Below are 14,400 nucleotides of genomic sequence, written 5' to 3' on the forward strand. Positions count from 1 at the left end.
GAAGAGGGCTGGGGTGAGGGGCTTTCTCGAAGATTCTCAGATACCGCTCAATGCGCGTTCGACATGTCGCCGAGTACTTCCTTGGAGCCGACGGTGGAATCGGCGTTGAGCTTGTAGACCATCGGCACGCCCGTCGCGAGGTTGAGCGCCAGGATCTGTTCCTTGCTAAGCCGGTCGAGGACCATGACGAGCGAGCGCAGCGAGTTGCCGTGGGCGGCGACCAGCACCTTCTGGCCGGCGAGCACGCGCGGCAGGATTTCGGTCAGGTAATAGGGCCAGACGCGGGCGCCGGTATCGCGCAGGCTTTCGCCGCCGGGCGGCGGAACGTCGTAGGAGCGGCGCCAGATATGCACCTGTTCCTCGCCCCATTTGGCGCGGGCGTCATCCTTGTTCAGGCCGGAAAGATCGCCGTAGTCACGCTCGTTCAGCGCCTGATCCTTGATGGTCTTCAGGCCGGTCTGACCGACGCTGTCGAGGATGATGTCGAGAGTATGCTGTGCCCGGACCAGCACAGAGGTGAAGGCGATATCGAACTTGATGCCGTAATCGGCGAGCGCCTTGCCGCCGGCCTTGGCTTCTTCGATGCCGAGCTCGGTGAGGTCAGGGTCCTTCCAGCCGGTAAAAAGATTCTTCAAATTCCAGTCGCTCTGCCCGTGGCGAACGAGAACGAGAGTACCGCTCATAAATATTCCTCCTTGATAGAGCAATTCCAGGAAAAGTGCATAGCGGTTTTCCGTCCGGAATTGCGTAAGAACAAAAGGCTGGAGCGGTCCAGCAGTTCCCTGCTGAACCGCTCCAGGATGGGATCAACGTGTGGAAAGCCCGAGAACGTCGAGCATGGAATAAAGGCCGGGTTTCTTGTCGCGCGCCCAGAGGGCGGCCTGAAGCGCGCCGCGGGCAAACAGCGAACGATCGCCGCGCTGTGGGAGAGAGTCAGACGCTCGCCTTCGCCTGCAAAGATGACCGAGTGGTCGCCGATGACGCCACCACCGCGCAATGTCGCAAAGCCGATCGTACCCGCCGGCGCGGACCGGTATGACCGTCGCGCGCACGGACGGAATTGTCGCTGAGATCGATGCCTCGGCCCTTCGCAGCCGCCTGGCCGAGCAGGAGCGCGGTGCCCGATGGGGCGTCCACCTTGTGCTTGTGGTGCATCTCGAGAACTTCGATGTCCCAATCGGCCGGCGGAAGCGCGCGTGCGGCCTGCTCGACAAGGACGCTCAGCAAGTTGATGCCGAGGCCCATATTGCCCGACTTGACGATGCGGGCGTGGCGGGCGGCGGCCTTGAACTTGGCTTCGTCTTCCGCCGAGCAGCCGGTCGTACCGATGATGTGGACGATGCGCGCCTGGGCGGCGAGGCCCGCGAAGGTGACGCTGGTTGCCGGCGTGGTGAAGTCGATCACGCCTTCCGCGTGCAGGAAGGCCGAAAGCGGATCGTCGGTGACCGGAACGCCGATCGGCCCCAGCCCGGCAATCTCGCCGGCATCCTTGCCGATGAAGGCGGAGCCGGGACGTGCGATGGCGGCATGCAGGGCGGCGCCCTCCGTGGTGTGGATGAGGCGGATCAGGGCCTGGCCCATGCGGCCCGCTGCGCCAACCACCACCAGCTTCATCGCATCATCGCTCATGTCTTCTCAATCGTCTTATTTTCGGGAATTGCTGGAAACGGCCGGCCGCTGGAGGTTGTTGAGGCGAGCGTAAAGGCCATTGTCGGCCGTCGCAAGCGTCTCGTGGTTGCCCTCTTCGACGACACGCCCGTTCTGCATCACAATGATCTTCTCCGCCCGCACGACGGTTGATAGGCGATGGGCGATGACGACGACGGTACGGCCGCTCATGGCTTCGTCCAGTGCCTTCTGCACGGCTGCTTCCGACTCGGTATCGAGGGCCGAGGTCGCTTCGTCCAAAAGCAGGATCGGCGCATTGCGCACCAGTGCTCGCGCGATCGACAGGCGCTGGCGCTGGCCGCCGGAAAGCGTCACGCCGTTTTCGCCGACCGGCGTGTCGTAGCCCTGCGGCTGCGCCAGGATGAAATCGTGGGCATAGGCGAGCCGGGCTGCCTCCTCCACTTCGGCATTCGTCGCCTCCGGGCGGCCGTAACGAATGTTGTCGCGGATCGTGCCTTCGAAGAGATAGGGCTGCTGCGAAACATAGGCGGTCTGCTCGCGCAACGACTGCTTCGTGACATGGGCGATGTCCTGCCCGTCGATGAAGATACTGCCGGCCTTGGGATCGTAGAAGCGCGGAATGAGATTGATGACGGTGGATTTGCCTGCGCCGGAGGGGCCGACCAAAGCCGTCGTCTCCCCGCCCTCGGCAATGAAACTCACGTCGCACAGAACCGCCTCGTCGCCATAGGCGAAGTGAACGTCGCGAAATTCGATGCGGGCCTCGGTGATGGTGAGCGGCTTAGCGTCCGCCAGGTCGCGCTGACGCGGCTCCATATCGAGCAGTTCGTAGATCATGCGCGCATTGACGACAGCGCGCTCTAGCTGCACCTGTAATTTGGCGAGACGGCGGGCCGGATCATAAGCGAGCAGCAGCGACACTATGAACGAAAACACCGCGCCCGGCGGAACGTTTTGATAGATCGAACGATAGGCGGCATAGGCAAACACACCGGCCACGGCAAAACCGGCGACCGTTTCGATCAGCGGGCCATTGCGTTCGGAAATGCGGGCAATGCGGTTTTGCCGGTTTTCAGCCGCCGTAATCAGCTTATCGACTTTGCGTTCGAGCTCGCGCTCCATCGTGAAGGCTTTGACGATGGAAACCCCTTGAATAGTCTCCTGCATCGCGCCGAGTACGCGGCTGTTGAGAATGACCGCCTCGCGCGTAACGGCGCGCAGGCGCCTTGAGATGTGGCGTAAGGCCAGAAACACAGGCGGCGCAATGATGAAGAATAGGAGGCTGAGTAGCGGGTCCTGATAGACCATATTGGCCAGCAGAAAGACAAATGACAAAAGGTCACGCGCGGTCGATGTGATGATAAGGTTCATCACATCGCGGATACCGGAAACGTTCTGGCTCACTCGCGCCGCAATCTGAGCCGAACGGGCTTCGCTGAAGAAGCCAACCGACAGTGTCATCAGATGTGCATAGAGTCGTCTTTGATAACGGGCAATGATGCCATTGCCAATCTTGGACAGAATGACCGATTGAAAATAACCAGCAAAACCACGAGCCACAAAGGCGGCTAGTATCGCAAAGCAAATCAGCCACATAACCTCGGCGCGGCGCTCGTAGAAAGCTCCGTTTACGATCGGCCTCATGACCGCGGCCATCGTCGCCGTGGACGCTGCGACGACAACGAGGCAAAATATTGCGATCGAGTAGCCCCAGATATGATCACGGCCGTTTTCAGCGATGATACGCTTCAGCAGAGCGGCGATGGTCTCACTGTCGATATCGGTTTTTTTGGTGTCGGGCGACTTCAAAAATCGGCTTCCTGTCTCAATCCAAGTGAGCCGCAAAATGGCACGTGCTCCCGCGGGTCTATAAAGAGTTAGGACGGCTTTGGCTAGTTATGGCTTGCCGCACTGGTTAAGGGGCAGGTCAATGAGCCAATTGTATTATAAGGGAAGGCAGCTCCTTCAAAAAGGCGTCGCGTGCCCTTTTGCCCGCTACCCCTTGCTCCTTCTTTTCGTCCTGGGTGAGCCGCGCGAATACAAGCCTGCGATCGCTCTTCGCAGCCCATCCGACGAACCATCCATAGGGATAGGCTTTATCGGCGGCTCCTCCGGGGCGCGCTGAGCCGGTCTTGCCGTGAATGTCCCAGCCGTTGCTCAGGGTCGCAACTTCAGTGATCCGCTCCGTCATGTCGAAAGCCTGCGGACTCACCGGCAGCTGCCGGGTGACGAGCTTTCCGAGAAAGGCTGTCTGTTCGAGTGGGGAAATCTTCAGGGAGGAGCCGATCCAGGCACGGTCGAGCCCATTATTCTTTCCAGCATCGCCTGAGAAGTCGGCATTGCCGTACCGGAACTTGACCGCGTAGTCGTGCACCCGGTCCGTGCCGAGCGTATGCGTCACCTGCTGCGAGAACCAGACCACCGAATATTTGATCCACAGTGCTGGGTCCGTCGGCTGGCGCCATTCGGCACCGCGCCAATCAACGTAACCCTTGCGATAAGGCAGCAGCGGCGTATGCTCGTCCTTCAGGAAGCCGGCATCGAAGCCCATCAGGCTGAGCGCGATCTTGAAGGTAGACGCCGGCGTGACGCGGGTTGCGCAATCGCCCTGCTGCAACAATACCTTACCGTCTGCAGCATTTGCCACCACCGTGCAGAGGATCTTGGCATCGGCGGTGGAGATTGAAAGCGTGGCCGCCAGCAATGCCAGCGGAACGAAGCGATAGTCCATCCGGTTCTCCCGCGGCCGTGCCTGACGACGTGTTTGCTGTATCTGGTTCAACGCCGCCAGCGGCGGCCGTCCGTCGCCAGGCCGAAATTAGCCGGCATGCGGGCGTAGGCCGAGAGGCCGGCCAGTGCTGCAAGCGGATGGGTGACCACATGCGTCGGGATCGATTTCAATAGTGCGCTATGCGGTGCCTTGTCTTCGAAGGCGGCGCGGAATTCCGGCTTCTGCAGCGCCGGCAGGATCTTTTGCGAGATGCCGCCGGAAAGATAGACGCCGCCGCGCGCCATGAAGATCAGCGCGATGTCGCCGGCGACACGACCGAGATAGGTGACGAACAGCGTCACGGTTTCTTCGGCCTGAGCATTGGTACCCGCGAGCGCATGGGTCGTGATGTCAGCCGGTTGCACCAGCACTGGCTCGATGCGGTCGACCTTGCAGATGGCGTGATAGAGGTTCTGCAGGCCGCGGCCGCAGAGGATCTGCTCGGCGGAGATACGGCCCTCGATGGGCTCCAGGTGCGGCCAAATCTGAAAATCGCGCTCGCTACGCGGTCCGAGATCGATATGTCCGCCTTCGCCCGGCACGGGGATCCAGGCGTGCTGAGCATGGATGAGGCCGGCGACGCCGAGGCCGGTGCCCGGCCCGAGTACGGCGCGTGAAGCGATCATGCCTTCCGACGTTTCGCCGATGGTCTCGCGATGCTCCTCGGACACGCCGGCAATCGCCAGCGCCTGGGCTTCGAAATCATTGATGATCAGCACATCCTCGAGACCGAGATTGGCGATCATCGTCTTCGGGCGGATCACCCAGTCGCAGTTGGTTAGTGGAATTTCATCACCTCGGACCGGCCCGGCAATGGCAAGGATCGCCGAACGCGGCTGTACCGCCGTCTTGTCGAGGACGCCCTGTTGGATCGCCGCGTCGATCGTCTCGAAATCGGCGGTATGCACATTCGGGAAATGCTTCGGCTCGGCATAGGCATCGACGAGGATGGAAAAGCGTGCGTTGGTTCCCCCGATATCGCCGATCAGGATAGGAAAGGGCAAGGGGGCTTCGCTGTGAGTGAGCTTGGGCATGGCCAGGTCCGTGGTCAGCCGCCGGTGAGGCGGATTAATGGTTCAGTGTTTTGATCAGTCGTTCGGCGGTGGCTTCATTGAGAGCCATCGGAATGTCATAGAGAACGGCCAGCCGCGTCAATGCTTTCACATCGACATCATGCGGCACAGGGGTTAGCGGGTCTATGAAGAAGACGAGCAGATCGATCTCGCCAGTAGCGATCATGGCGCCGATCTGCTGATCGCCGCCGAGCGGGCCGCTTTTCATGCGGGTGACCTTAAGGCCGGGGCAGACATCGAGCACACGGCCGCCTGTGGTGCCCGTGGCAACGATGTGCCAATCGGCAAGCACATCCTGATTGCGGCGTGCAAATTCCGCCATTGCATCCTTCTTCTGATCATGCGCGATCAGCGCGATGCATTTGCCGCCAGCCATGAAACTCCCACTCCGCTTAGGACTTTTAATCGATTTATCCGCCTTCTATACCAAGAGGCACCCCTTTGAAAGACGGGTCGGGCCGGTCGCAACCGGCCCTGTGGCCGTCACTGTTGCGGGATGCTGCCGGGCGGAGTGCTGCCCGCGCCGGCGCTGGAAACCGGCAGCGCGCCGGTCGCGGCCGTAGCTGCGGCAGCCTTGGCGCCGAAGGTGGCCGCAGCGGCCGAGGCGACAGGGGGTGCGTTGAGCACGGCCTGGCAGGTCTTCGGCAGATCGGAAACCATCACTTCGCGCGGCTTTGCCGGCGGCTTTGCACCGGGCTTCGGCTTGGCCCATGGCTCGGGCGTAAACCACCAGGCGAGTGGCTTGTCGCAACCGTCGCCGGCGGCAACCGGCGCCTGCGGCTTGCAGCCAACCGAACCCGCGGGGCAGCGGATGCGGATATGGAAATGCGAGTCATGGCCATATTCCGGGCGCAGCTTGCCGAGATTGGTGCGGTCGCCGGTCCATGTCTCGCACATTTTCTTCTTGATCGCCGGATTGACGAAGATGCGTTCGACTTCGGGATAGCTGGCGGCGCGCATCAGCAGGCGGGCGCGCGACGCCGTCCACACCCTGTCGTCGACCGTCAGGAACTTGTTCTTTTCAAGCATAGTGGTGAAGGGCAGGCTTTCGCGCTCGGCCGCGGTCAGCGTCCGCGCCGGCATCGGCGTCAGCCAGACATCCGCGTCGAGGCCGACCTGATGCGAGGCATGACCGTTGAACATCGGTCCGCCGCGCGGCTGCGAGATGTCACCCACCAGGATGCCAGGCCAGCCGTCATATTTGGCAGCATCGCGCGATAGGCGTTCGAGGAGCGCGATCATCTCCGGTCGGCCCCAACGACGGTTGCGCGACAGGCGCATAGCTTGCCAGGTCGGGCCATCGGTCGGCAGCGCCACGGCACCGGAAAGGCAACCCTTGGCGTAATACCCGACCGATTGCGGAGGACCCTGGGTGGGCAGCGTCACGGCGCCGAAAATCGCTTTGGCGCTGCCGGGCGTCGGACCTGCCTGCTGTGCTGCCGCGTCGCCGCTGATAAGACCCGCGCCGATCGTGGCGGCGAGGGCAAATTTGCCGAGGGTGTCGAGGGTCCGAACCAGGAGCGGAATCATGTGGTTCCTTGAATGGCTGCCGGCGATGGCCGAAGTGATTTGCGGGTGAATCTACCTTGAAAAGCGATTTTGGTGAATCCGTGTTCTATCGCTCGAGGCTAATGAACCGCCTCACATTGCCTGCCCGGACCGCTAAATGCATGATCAGTTAGCCAGAATTCCCGCCGTCTTGCGGATGCGCGACAGCCGCGGCAACACCTTCGTGCAGGCAAAATCCTGCATTTCCTGCGAAAAGGTCGTCACCGCATCCTCGGCGACGATCACCGCATAATTGGCCGAGTAGGCGTCGCGAACGGTCGATTCGACGCCGAAATTGGTGGCGACACCCGTGAGGATCAATGTTTTGATGCCGCGGCGGCGCAGTTGCAGGTCGAGTTCTGTGCCGTAAAAAGCGCTCCATTGGCGCTTGACGATGGCGACGTCAGGCGTCAGCGCCGCGATTTCGGCGGGTGCTGCGAGAGCTGACGGCGGCAAACCTCCTTCTGGAAAGCTGAAGGTTTCGTCCACAGGCTGGTTGACAGCGTCGGCATAGTCTGCGGAAAATCCAACTGTCACAAAGACTGTAGTTCCGCCGTCGGCTTTCAGTTTCCTGGCGATGGCGGCCGTATTCTCGACGATCTGCTGCGCAGAGTGGGGTGCGAGCGGGCGGCTGAGAACCAGGCCCTGCAGATCGATGGAGATGAGTGCGGTGGTTTGGGGATCGTAAAGAGGCATCAGGGGCTCCGGGGGAAAATATGAGGGTATCCTCACAATGACAAATATGAGGGAATCCTCGCAAAAATCAAGCGAGGAACCGCAAACGCGCATTCCAAAGCGCCGCCGCGGCCATGATCGCGTTGCCGTTCTTCTGGAAGCGGCCGCAAAAATCTTCGTTCAGAAGGGCTATGACGCTGCGACGATGACGGAGATCGCCGCCGAGGCGCGCTCGTCGATCGGCTCGCTCTATCAATTTTTTCCGACCAAGCCGCTGCTCGCCGAAGCGCTGCATATCGATCGGCTTGAGCGGCTGAAAGCGGTGCTTCAGGATATCGCCGAAAAGAGCGGCGGTCTTTCGGCTGCCGATAGTGGCGAGGCAATCTTCGACAGGCTCGGCGCTTTCATCGAGCAGTTTCCGGAATTTCCGGTGCTCGCCGCCCGCCGCGATGTGCCGAAGGATCGCAAACTGCGTTCGCGGGCGGAGCTGAAGGAGCTGATCTCCGCCATCCTGCGGCGAGCCGAGCCGCCGATCACGGACGATGTCGTCTTGATGTCGGCGATTGTTCTCGAACTGCTGCGCATCGCCGTCGTTGCCGCCAACGAGCCGGAAGCGGCCGGAGACCGTCGCCTTGTCCGCGAATTGCGCCTGATGCTGCGCAAGCGTCTTGAAGAAGCGGCGGCAAAGGCCTGATTTCAGGGAGCGGAAATCGACCGGTTTGCGAAGAGATGAGCAATTCCGTCCTGTTTTTCGCCCTCATTTAGCCTATGCTTGAATCCAACCAGATCATCAGAGGATCATGAATGGCATTGTCGCGTTTGAAAGCAGGCTTGGTTGTTTCTCTTTTCTGCCTGCTGGCTCTGCCGGCGCCGTCCCACGCCGACGAGCCGCAGTTTAGGATCGGCACGGCCATTCTCGGTGATTTGAAATACCAGCCTGGCTTCAAGCATTTCGACTATGTCAATCCGGACGCACCGAAGGGCGGGGAATTGAAGCTTTCGAGCAACGGTACGTTCGACACGCTCAATCCCATTCTGCTGAAAGGCAACCCCGTCACCGGTATAGGACTGGTTTTCGACACTTTGCTGAAATCGGCTGACGATGAGGTCGCCTCGTCCTATGGGTTGCTGGCGGAAGGCGTATCCTATCCGGACGACATATCGAAGGCGACGTTCCGGTTGCGGGCGGAGGCGAAATGGGCCGATGGAACGCCGGTGACCCCGGAAGATGTGATCTTCAGCTTCGAGAAGGGCAAAGAACTCAATCCGTTCATGACGAGCTACTACGCGCACGTGCTGCGGGCTGAAAAGACCGGCGACCGCGATGTAACCTTCACGTTCGACGCAAAGAATAACCGCGAACTGCCGTTCATCCTGGGGCAGCTTCTCCCCATTGTGCCGAAACATTGGTGGGAAGGCACCGGGCCGGACGGAAAGCCGCGTGATATTTCCCGCACGACACTGGAGCCGGTGATGGGCTCGGGCCCCTACAAGATCGCGGCCGTCTCCCCAGGCTCGACCATCCGCTATGAGCTGCGCGACGACTATTGGGCCAAGAACTTGCCCGTCAACGTTGGAGAGAATAATTTCGGTGTGATCTCCTACGCCTATTACAGCGACGACGATGTGGAGTTCGAAGGCTTTCGCGGCGGCAATGTCGATTTCTGGCAGGATAACATGGCCAGCCGTTGGGTAACGGGCTACGATTTCCCCGCTGCCAAGGATGGCCGCATCAAGCGCGAAGACTTGCCCAATCCGCTGCGCGCGACCGGCGTAATGCAGGCGCTGGTTCCGAATATGCGTCGCGATCAGTTCAAGGACCAGCGGGTACGCGAAGCGCTCAACTACGCCTTCGATTTCGAGGAGATCAACCGCACGGTCGCCTATGGTGTGTATCGGCGTGACGACAGCTATTTTTTCGGCACCAAGCTTGCGTCCTCCGGTCTGCCCCAAGGGGAAGAGCTGAATATTCTGAACGAGATCAAGGATAAGGTGCCGCCCGAGGTCTTTACGACCCCCTACAGCAATCCCGTCGGAGGCGATCCGCAGAAATCTCGCGACAATCTTCGCAAGGCGATCGCGCTTCTCAAGGATGCGGGTTATGTCATCAAGGGCAACCAGATGGTCAACGCGAAGACTGGACAGCCCTTTTCCATCGAGATCCTTCTCGGCAGCCCCTTCGTGGAAAAGTGGGTGCTGCCCTATGTGCAGAACCTGAAGAAGATTGGCATCGACGCTCGGGTGAGAACGGTCGATTCATCGCAATATATCAATCGTGTCCGTAGCTTCGACTATGACATGATTTGGAGCGTATGGGCACAGACACTCAATCCGGGCAACGAACAGATCGACATGTGGGGGTCGTCTTCCGCCAATCGCCAAGGCTCGCGCAACTATGCCGGCATAGCCGATCCCGGCATCGATGCGCTGATCACCAAGGTCATCCTTGCCAAGGACGTTGCCGAGAAGGATGCCTCGGCGAAGGCGCTCGACCGCGTTCTGCTCGCCCATCACTACGTCGTTCCGTTATTCTATGCCACCAGCTTCCACGTCGCCTATTGGGACAAGTTCGAACATCCCGCCAACCTGCCGGAATATTCGATGGGCTTTCCCGAGACATGGTGGTCGAAGAACGCCGGCAAATGACCGGCTCTTGCAATGACGGGCATGCTGGGCTCCAAATGCGTGACGCCGATTCGGCAATTTCAGCCTGAAATGACTGCGCCGACCCCATTCGGCGGAAGGGAACAAACGACTTGAACGACGGATGGATTGAGGCGAGAGCAGGCATATTCCTCGACGAGGGAGTGACGGGCTGATGGGCGCCTATATCCTCAGACGTCTGCTGCTGATGATCCCGACCATTATCGGCATCATGGCGATCTCCTTTACCATCGTGCAATTTGCCCCCGGCGGTCCCGTCGAGCAGGTCATCGCCCAGTTGACCGGCCAGGCCGACAACGCAACTGGCCGCCTTTCCGGCGGCACCGATCTGCTCGGCCAGCAACAGGCAGCCGACGATAGCAGCTCGAAATACCGCGGCGCCCAGGGGCTCGATCCGGAGCTGATCGCTAAGCTCGACAAGCAGTTCGGCTTCGACAAGCCGCCGCTCGAGCGTTTCGGCCAGATGATGTGGAACTATATCCGCTTCAATTTCGGCGAAAGCTTCTTCCGCAACACGACGGTGATCGATCTCATCGGGCAGAAGCTGCCGGTGTCGATCTCGCTCGGCATCTGGATTCTGATCTTCTCCTACGCCATCTCGATCCCGCTCGGCATTCGCAAGGCGATACAGGATGGATCGACCTTCGATGTCTGGACGTCGGGTGTCATCATCATCGGCTACGCCGTTCCGAGTTTCCTCTTCGGCATCATGCTGATCGTGCTTTTCGCCGGCGGCTCTTTCTTCGATTGGTTTCCGCTGCGCGGCCTTGTCTCCGACAATTTCGCCGATCTCAGTTGGTGGCAGAAGATCATCGATTATCTGTGGCACCTCGTGCTGCCGCTGATCTCTTTGTCGCTCGCCGCCTTCGCCACCACGACGCTGCTCACCAAGAATTCCTTCATCGAGGAAATCAAGAAGCAATATGTCATCACAGCCCGCGCCAAGGGGTTGAGCGAGCGGCGGGTGCTCTACGGCCATGTCTTCCGCAATGCCATGCTCATCGTCATTGCCGGTTTTCCCGGCGCCTTCATCTCCGCTTTCTTCACTGGTTCGCTGCTGATCGAGAACATCTTCTCGCTCGATGGTCTCGGCCGCCTCAGCTACCTCTCCGTCGTCCAGCGCGACTATCCGATCGTTTTCGCGACGCTCTATATCTTTTCACTGCTCGGCCTGTTCGTCGGCCTGATCTCAGACCTGATCTATACCTGGATCGACCCGCGCATCGATTTCGAGCGGAGGGACGTCTGATGGACGCCGCAGCCAAGTCCGCATCCTTGACAACGATAAAGCCGCCGCGCCGAGGCCTCTTTTCCCCGACCAACGTTCGCCGCTGGCAGAATTTCAAGGCGAACCGCCGCGGTTATTGGTCCCTCTGGCTGTTCCTGATCCTGTTCGTTCTCAGTCTCGGAGCGGAATTCATCGCGAACGACCGGCCGATTCTCATCTCCTACAAGGGCGAGATCCTGTTGCCGGTCTTCATCAATTATCCCGAGGAAAAATTCGGCGGCTTCCTGGCGCAGACGGATTATCGCGCTGGGGATATTAAGGACGAGATCAACGCAAATGGCTGGATGATCTGGCCACCGATCCGCTATTCCTACCAGACCGCCAATTCGAACCTTCCAAAGGGAACATCGGCCCCGACCGCGCCCTTCTGGCTGATGAGCAAGGAACAGCGCTGCTCCGGCTATGAAAAGGGCGTTGATGATCCGAATTGCACCCTGAGCAATCTCAACTGGCTCGGCACGGACGACCAGGCGCGGGATGTGCTGGCGCGCATGATCTACGGCTTCCGAATCTCGGTGCTGTTCGGCCTGGCGCTAACCATCTGCTCGGCGGTCGTCGGCGTTGCGGCCGGCGCCATCCAGGGTTATTTCGGCGGCTGGACGGACCTTCTCCTGCAGCGCTTCATCGAGATATGGTCCTCGATGCCGGTGCTCTATATCCTGTTGATCATCGCCTCGGTCCTGCCGCCCGGCTTCTTCATCCTTCTTGGCATCCTGCTTCTGTTTTCCTGGGTGGGCCTGGTCGGCGTCGTGCGCGCCGAATTCCTGCGAGCGCGCAATTTCGAATATGTGCGTGCCGCCCGAGCGCTCGGCGTCAACAACCTCACCATCATGTATCGCCACCTGCTGCCGAATGCCATGGTCGCGACCCTGACCTTCGTGCCCTTCATTCTCTCCGGCTCGATCACGACCCTGACCTCGCTGGATTTCTTAGGCTTCGGCATGCCTCCCGGCTCGCCCTCGCTCGGCGAGATGATCGCCCAGGGCAAATCCAACCTGCAGGCCCCCTGGCTCGGCCTTTCCGCCTTCTTCACCATGTCGATCATGCTGTCGCTTCTGATCTTCATCGGTGAGGCCGTGCGCGACGCATTCGATCCGAGGAAGACGTTCCGATGAGCGGAGACCACACCCCATTGCTTTCCGTCAGCAATCTGTCCGTCGCCTTTCACCAGGGTGGCCAAACCTCGATTGCGGTCGATGGCATCTCGTTCGATATCGCCAGGGGCGAGGTGCTAGCGCTGGTCGGCGAATCCGGATCGGGCAAATCGGTGTCGGCCAACTCGATCCTGAAGCTGCTGCCCTATCCGTCCGCCAGCCACCCCTCAGGTGAAATCCTGTTCAAGGGCAAGAACCTGCTGAAGGCGTCCGATAATGAATTGCGTGCCGTCCGCGGCAACGACATCACCATGATCTTTCAGGAGCCGATGACGTCGCTCAATCCGCTCCATACAATCGAAAAGCAGATCGGCGAAATCCTCGCGCTGCACCAGGGCGTGGCCGGCCAGGCGGCCCGTAGCCGTACGCTGGACCTGCTGAACCAGGTCGGCATCCGCGAACCGGAAAAGCGCCTGAAGGCCTATCCGCACGAGCTGTCCGGCGGCCAACGTCAGCGCGTAATGATCGCCATGGCGCTGGCCAACCGGCCGGAGCTTTTGATCGCCGACGAGCCGACAACGGCGCTCGATGTGACAGTACAGGCGCAGATCCTCCAACTGCTGCGCGACCTCAAGGGTACGCATGGCATGTCGATGCTGTTCATCACCCACGATCTCGGCATCGTCCGCAAATTCGCCGATCGCGTCTGTGTCATGACCAAAGGCCATATCGTCGAAACCGGCACCGTCGAACAGGTCTTCGCCAATCCTCGGCATGACTATACCCGGCATCTGCTTGCCGCCGAGCCGCGCGGCGAGCCGCCGGTGGGCGACATCAGCAAGCCCGTGGTCATGGAAGGCTCAGACATCAAGGTTTGGTTCCCGATCAAGGCCGGGCTGATGCGCAAGGTGGTCGACCACGTGAAGGCGGTCGACGGCATCGACCTCAGGCTGAGGGCCGGCCAGACGCTCGGCGTCGTCGGTGAATCCGGCTCCGGCAAGACGACGCTCGGCCTGGCACTTGCCCGTCTGATTTCTTCCAAAGGCCGCATAAGCTTCGTCGGCAAGGATATCGCCGACTATTCCTTCAAGGAGATGCGGCCGCTGCGCAATCAGCTGCAGGTCGTTTTCCAGGACCCCTATGGATCGCTGAGCCCGCGTATGTCGGTCGGCGAAATCATTGCCGAGGGGCTCAAGGTCCATGAGCAATCCCTGTCGGCGGAAGAGCGCGATCAGCGTGTCTGCTGGGCGCTGGAGGAGGTGGGTCTCGATCCATTGACGCGCTGGCGTTTCCCGCATGAATTCTCCGGCGGCCAGCGCCAGCGCATCGCCATTGCTCGCGCCATGGTGCTGAAGCCGCGTTTCGTCATGCTGGACGAGCCAACCTCGGCGCTCGACATGAGCGTGCAGGCCCAGGTGGTCGATCTCCTGCGCGACCTGCAGCAGCGCCATGATCTTGCCTACCTCTTCATCAGTCACGACCTGAAAGTGGTGAAGGCCCTTGCCAACGATCTGATCGTCATGCGCTTCGGCAAGGTCGTGGAGCAGGGCGCTTCGGCCGATATTTTCCGCGCGCCGAAAGAGGATTACACCAAGGCGCTTCTCGCCGCCGCCTTCAACATCGAGGCGGTGCCCACCGCCGCCGTCCAGCAATAAAGAC

At 60.5% G+C, this 14,400-nt stretch carries 12 protein-coding genes and 1 pseudogene; 5 read left to right on the top strand and 8 right to left on the bottom strand.

Features of this window, described 5'->3' with window-relative positions; translation table 11 throughout:
* Nucleotides 1-47 precede the first annotated feature (47 nt).
* From CCGE525_RS01325 to CCGE525_RS01360, 8 genes and pseudogenes are all read right to left on the bottom strand, one after another.
* The gene (locus CCGE525_RS01325; protein ID WP_120702708.1) at nt 48-683 is read right to left on the bottom strand and encodes a 2,3-bisphosphoglycerate-dependent phosphoglycerate mutase; all 636 of its coding nucleotides are present in this window, start codon (nt 681-683) and stop codon (nt 48-50) included.
* 123 nt (nt 684-806) lie between these two features.
* Nucleotides 807-1,629, bottom strand: a pseudogene (gene dapB, locus CCGE525_RS01330) (4-hydroxy-tetrahydrodipicolinate reductase).
* A gap of 15 nt (nt 1,630-1,644) precedes the next feature.
* Nucleotides 1,645-3,438: an ABC transporter ATP-binding protein gene (locus CCGE525_RS01335; RefSeq protein WP_120702709.1), complete on the bottom strand. Its 1,794-nt coding sequence runs from the start codon at nt 3,436-3,438 to the stop codon at nt 1,645-1,647.
* 118 nt (nt 3,439-3,556) lie between these two features.
* Entirely contained in the window at nt 3,557-4,360 is an 804-nt protein-coding gene (blaOXA, locus tag CCGE525_RS01340; RefSeq protein ID WP_120702710.1) for a class D beta-lactamase, read from the bottom strand.
* A gap of 47 nt (nt 4,361-4,407) precedes the next feature.
* Entirely contained in the window at nt 4,408-5,433 is a 1,026-nt protein-coding gene (locus CCGE525_RS01345) for a glucokinase (protein ID WP_120702711.1), read from the bottom strand.
* 34 nt (nt 5,434-5,467) lie between these two features.
* Nucleotides 5,468-5,848, bottom strand: a complete 381-nt coding sequence (locus CCGE525_RS01350; RefSeq protein ID WP_120702712.1) for a methylglyoxal synthase — start codon at nt 5,846-5,848, stop codon at nt 5,468-5,470.
* A 107-nt stretch (nt 5,849-5,955) separates the two neighbouring features.
* The gene (mepA, locus tag CCGE525_RS01355; RefSeq protein WP_120702713.1) at nt 5,956-7,002 is read right to left on the bottom strand and encodes a penicillin-insensitive murein endopeptidase; all 1,047 of its coding nucleotides are present in this window, start codon (nt 7,000-7,002) and stop codon (nt 5,956-5,958) included.
* Nucleotides 7,003-7,146: 144 nt separating this feature from the next.
* Complete coding sequence (locus CCGE525_RS01360; RefSeq protein ID WP_120702714.1) at nt 7,147-7,716, bottom strand: hydrolase; 570 nt, start codon at nt 7,714-7,716, stop codon at nt 7,147-7,149.
* Between the two features lie 37 nt (nt 7,717-7,753).
* On the opposite strand from CCGE525_RS01360, the gene CCGE525_RS01365 reads away from it, so the two are divergent.
* The 5 genes from CCGE525_RS01365 to CCGE525_RS01385 all read left to right on the top strand — a co-directional run bounded on the left by CCGE525_RS01365 (nt 7,754) and on the right by CCGE525_RS01385 (nt 14,396).
* Nucleotides 7,754-8,389, top strand: coding sequence for a TetR/AcrR family transcriptional regulator (locus CCGE525_RS01365; protein WP_120702715.1), 636 nt, complete (start codon nt 7,754-7,756; stop codon nt 8,387-8,389).
* A 110-nt stretch (nt 8,390-8,499) separates the two neighbouring features.
* Complete coding sequence (locus CCGE525_RS01370) at nt 8,500-10,341, top strand: extracellular solute-binding protein (RefSeq protein WP_120702716.1); 1,842 nt, start codon at nt 8,500-8,502, stop codon at nt 10,339-10,341.
* 172 nt (nt 10,342-10,513) lie between these two features.
* Nucleotides 10,514-11,608: a microcin C ABC transporter permease YejB gene (locus CCGE525_RS01375; protein WP_120702717.1), complete on the top strand. Its 1,095-nt coding sequence runs from the start codon at nt 10,514-10,516 to the stop codon at nt 11,606-11,608.
* Entirely contained in the window at nt 11,608-12,762 is a 1,155-nt protein-coding gene (locus CCGE525_RS01380; protein WP_120702718.1) for an ABC transporter permease, read from the top strand. Before CCGE525_RS01375 ends, CCGE525_RS01380 begins: the two co-directional genes overlap by 1 nt.
* The gene (locus CCGE525_RS01385; protein ID WP_120702719.1) at nt 12,759-14,396 is read left to right on the top strand and encodes an ABC transporter ATP-binding protein; all 1,638 of its coding nucleotides are present in this window, start codon (nt 12,759-12,761) and stop codon (nt 14,394-14,396) included. Before CCGE525_RS01380 ends, CCGE525_RS01385 begins: the two co-directional genes overlap by 4 nt.
* The last annotated feature ends 4 nt before the right edge of the window (nt 14,397-14,400 follow it).

Source organism: Rhizobium jaguaris (assembly GCF_003627755.1).
Classification (GTDB): Bacteria; Pseudomonadota; Alphaproteobacteria; order Rhizobiales; family Rhizobiaceae; genus Rhizobium; species Rhizobium jaguaris.

What these genes read in the sequence shown, in the direction of transcription:
- CCGE525_RS01385 (WP_120702719.1), top strand. Translation starts at nt 12,759, where the DNA reads ATGAGCGGAGACCACACCCCATTGCTTTCCGTCAGCAATCTGTCCGTC.
- CCGE525_RS01345 (WP_120702711.1), bottom strand. Translation starts at nt 5,433, where the DNA reads ATGCCCAAGCTCACTCACAGCGAAGCCCCCTTGCCCTTTCCTATCCTG.
- mepA (WP_120702713.1), bottom strand. Translation starts at nt 7,002, where the DNA reads ATGATTCCGCTCCTGGTTCGGACCCTCGACACCCTCGGCAAATTTGCC.
- CCGE525_RS01375 (WP_120702717.1), top strand. Translation starts at nt 10,514, where the DNA reads ATGGGCGCCTATATCCTCAGACGTCTGCTGCTGATGATCCCGACCATT.
- CCGE525_RS01360 (WP_120702714.1), bottom strand. Translation starts at nt 7,716, where the DNA reads ATGCCTCTTTACGATCCCCAAACCACCGCACTCATCTCCATCGATCTG.
- CCGE525_RS01350 (WP_120702712.1), bottom strand. Translation starts at nt 5,848, where the DNA reads ATGGCTGGCGGCAAATGCATCGCGCTGATCGCGCATGATCAGAAGAAG.
- CCGE525_RS01380 (WP_120702718.1), top strand. Translation starts at nt 11,608, where the DNA reads ATGGACGCCGCAGCCAAGTCCGCATCCTTGACAACGATAAAGCCGCCG.
- blaOXA (WP_120702710.1), bottom strand. Translation starts at nt 4,360, where the DNA reads ATGGACTATCGCTTCGTTCCGCTGGCATTGCTGGCGGCCACGCTTTCA.
- CCGE525_RS01325 (WP_120702708.1), bottom strand. Translation starts at nt 683, where the DNA reads ATGAGCGGTACTCTCGTTCTCGTTCGCCACGGGCAGAGCGACTGGAAT.
- CCGE525_RS01365 (WP_120702715.1), top strand. Translation starts at nt 7,754, where the DNA reads ATGACAAATATGAGGGAATCCTCGCAAAAATCAAGCGAGGAACCGCAA.
- CCGE525_RS01370 (WP_120702716.1), top strand. Translation starts at nt 8,500, where the DNA reads ATGGCATTGTCGCGTTTGAAAGCAGGCTTGGTTGTTTCTCTTTTCTGC.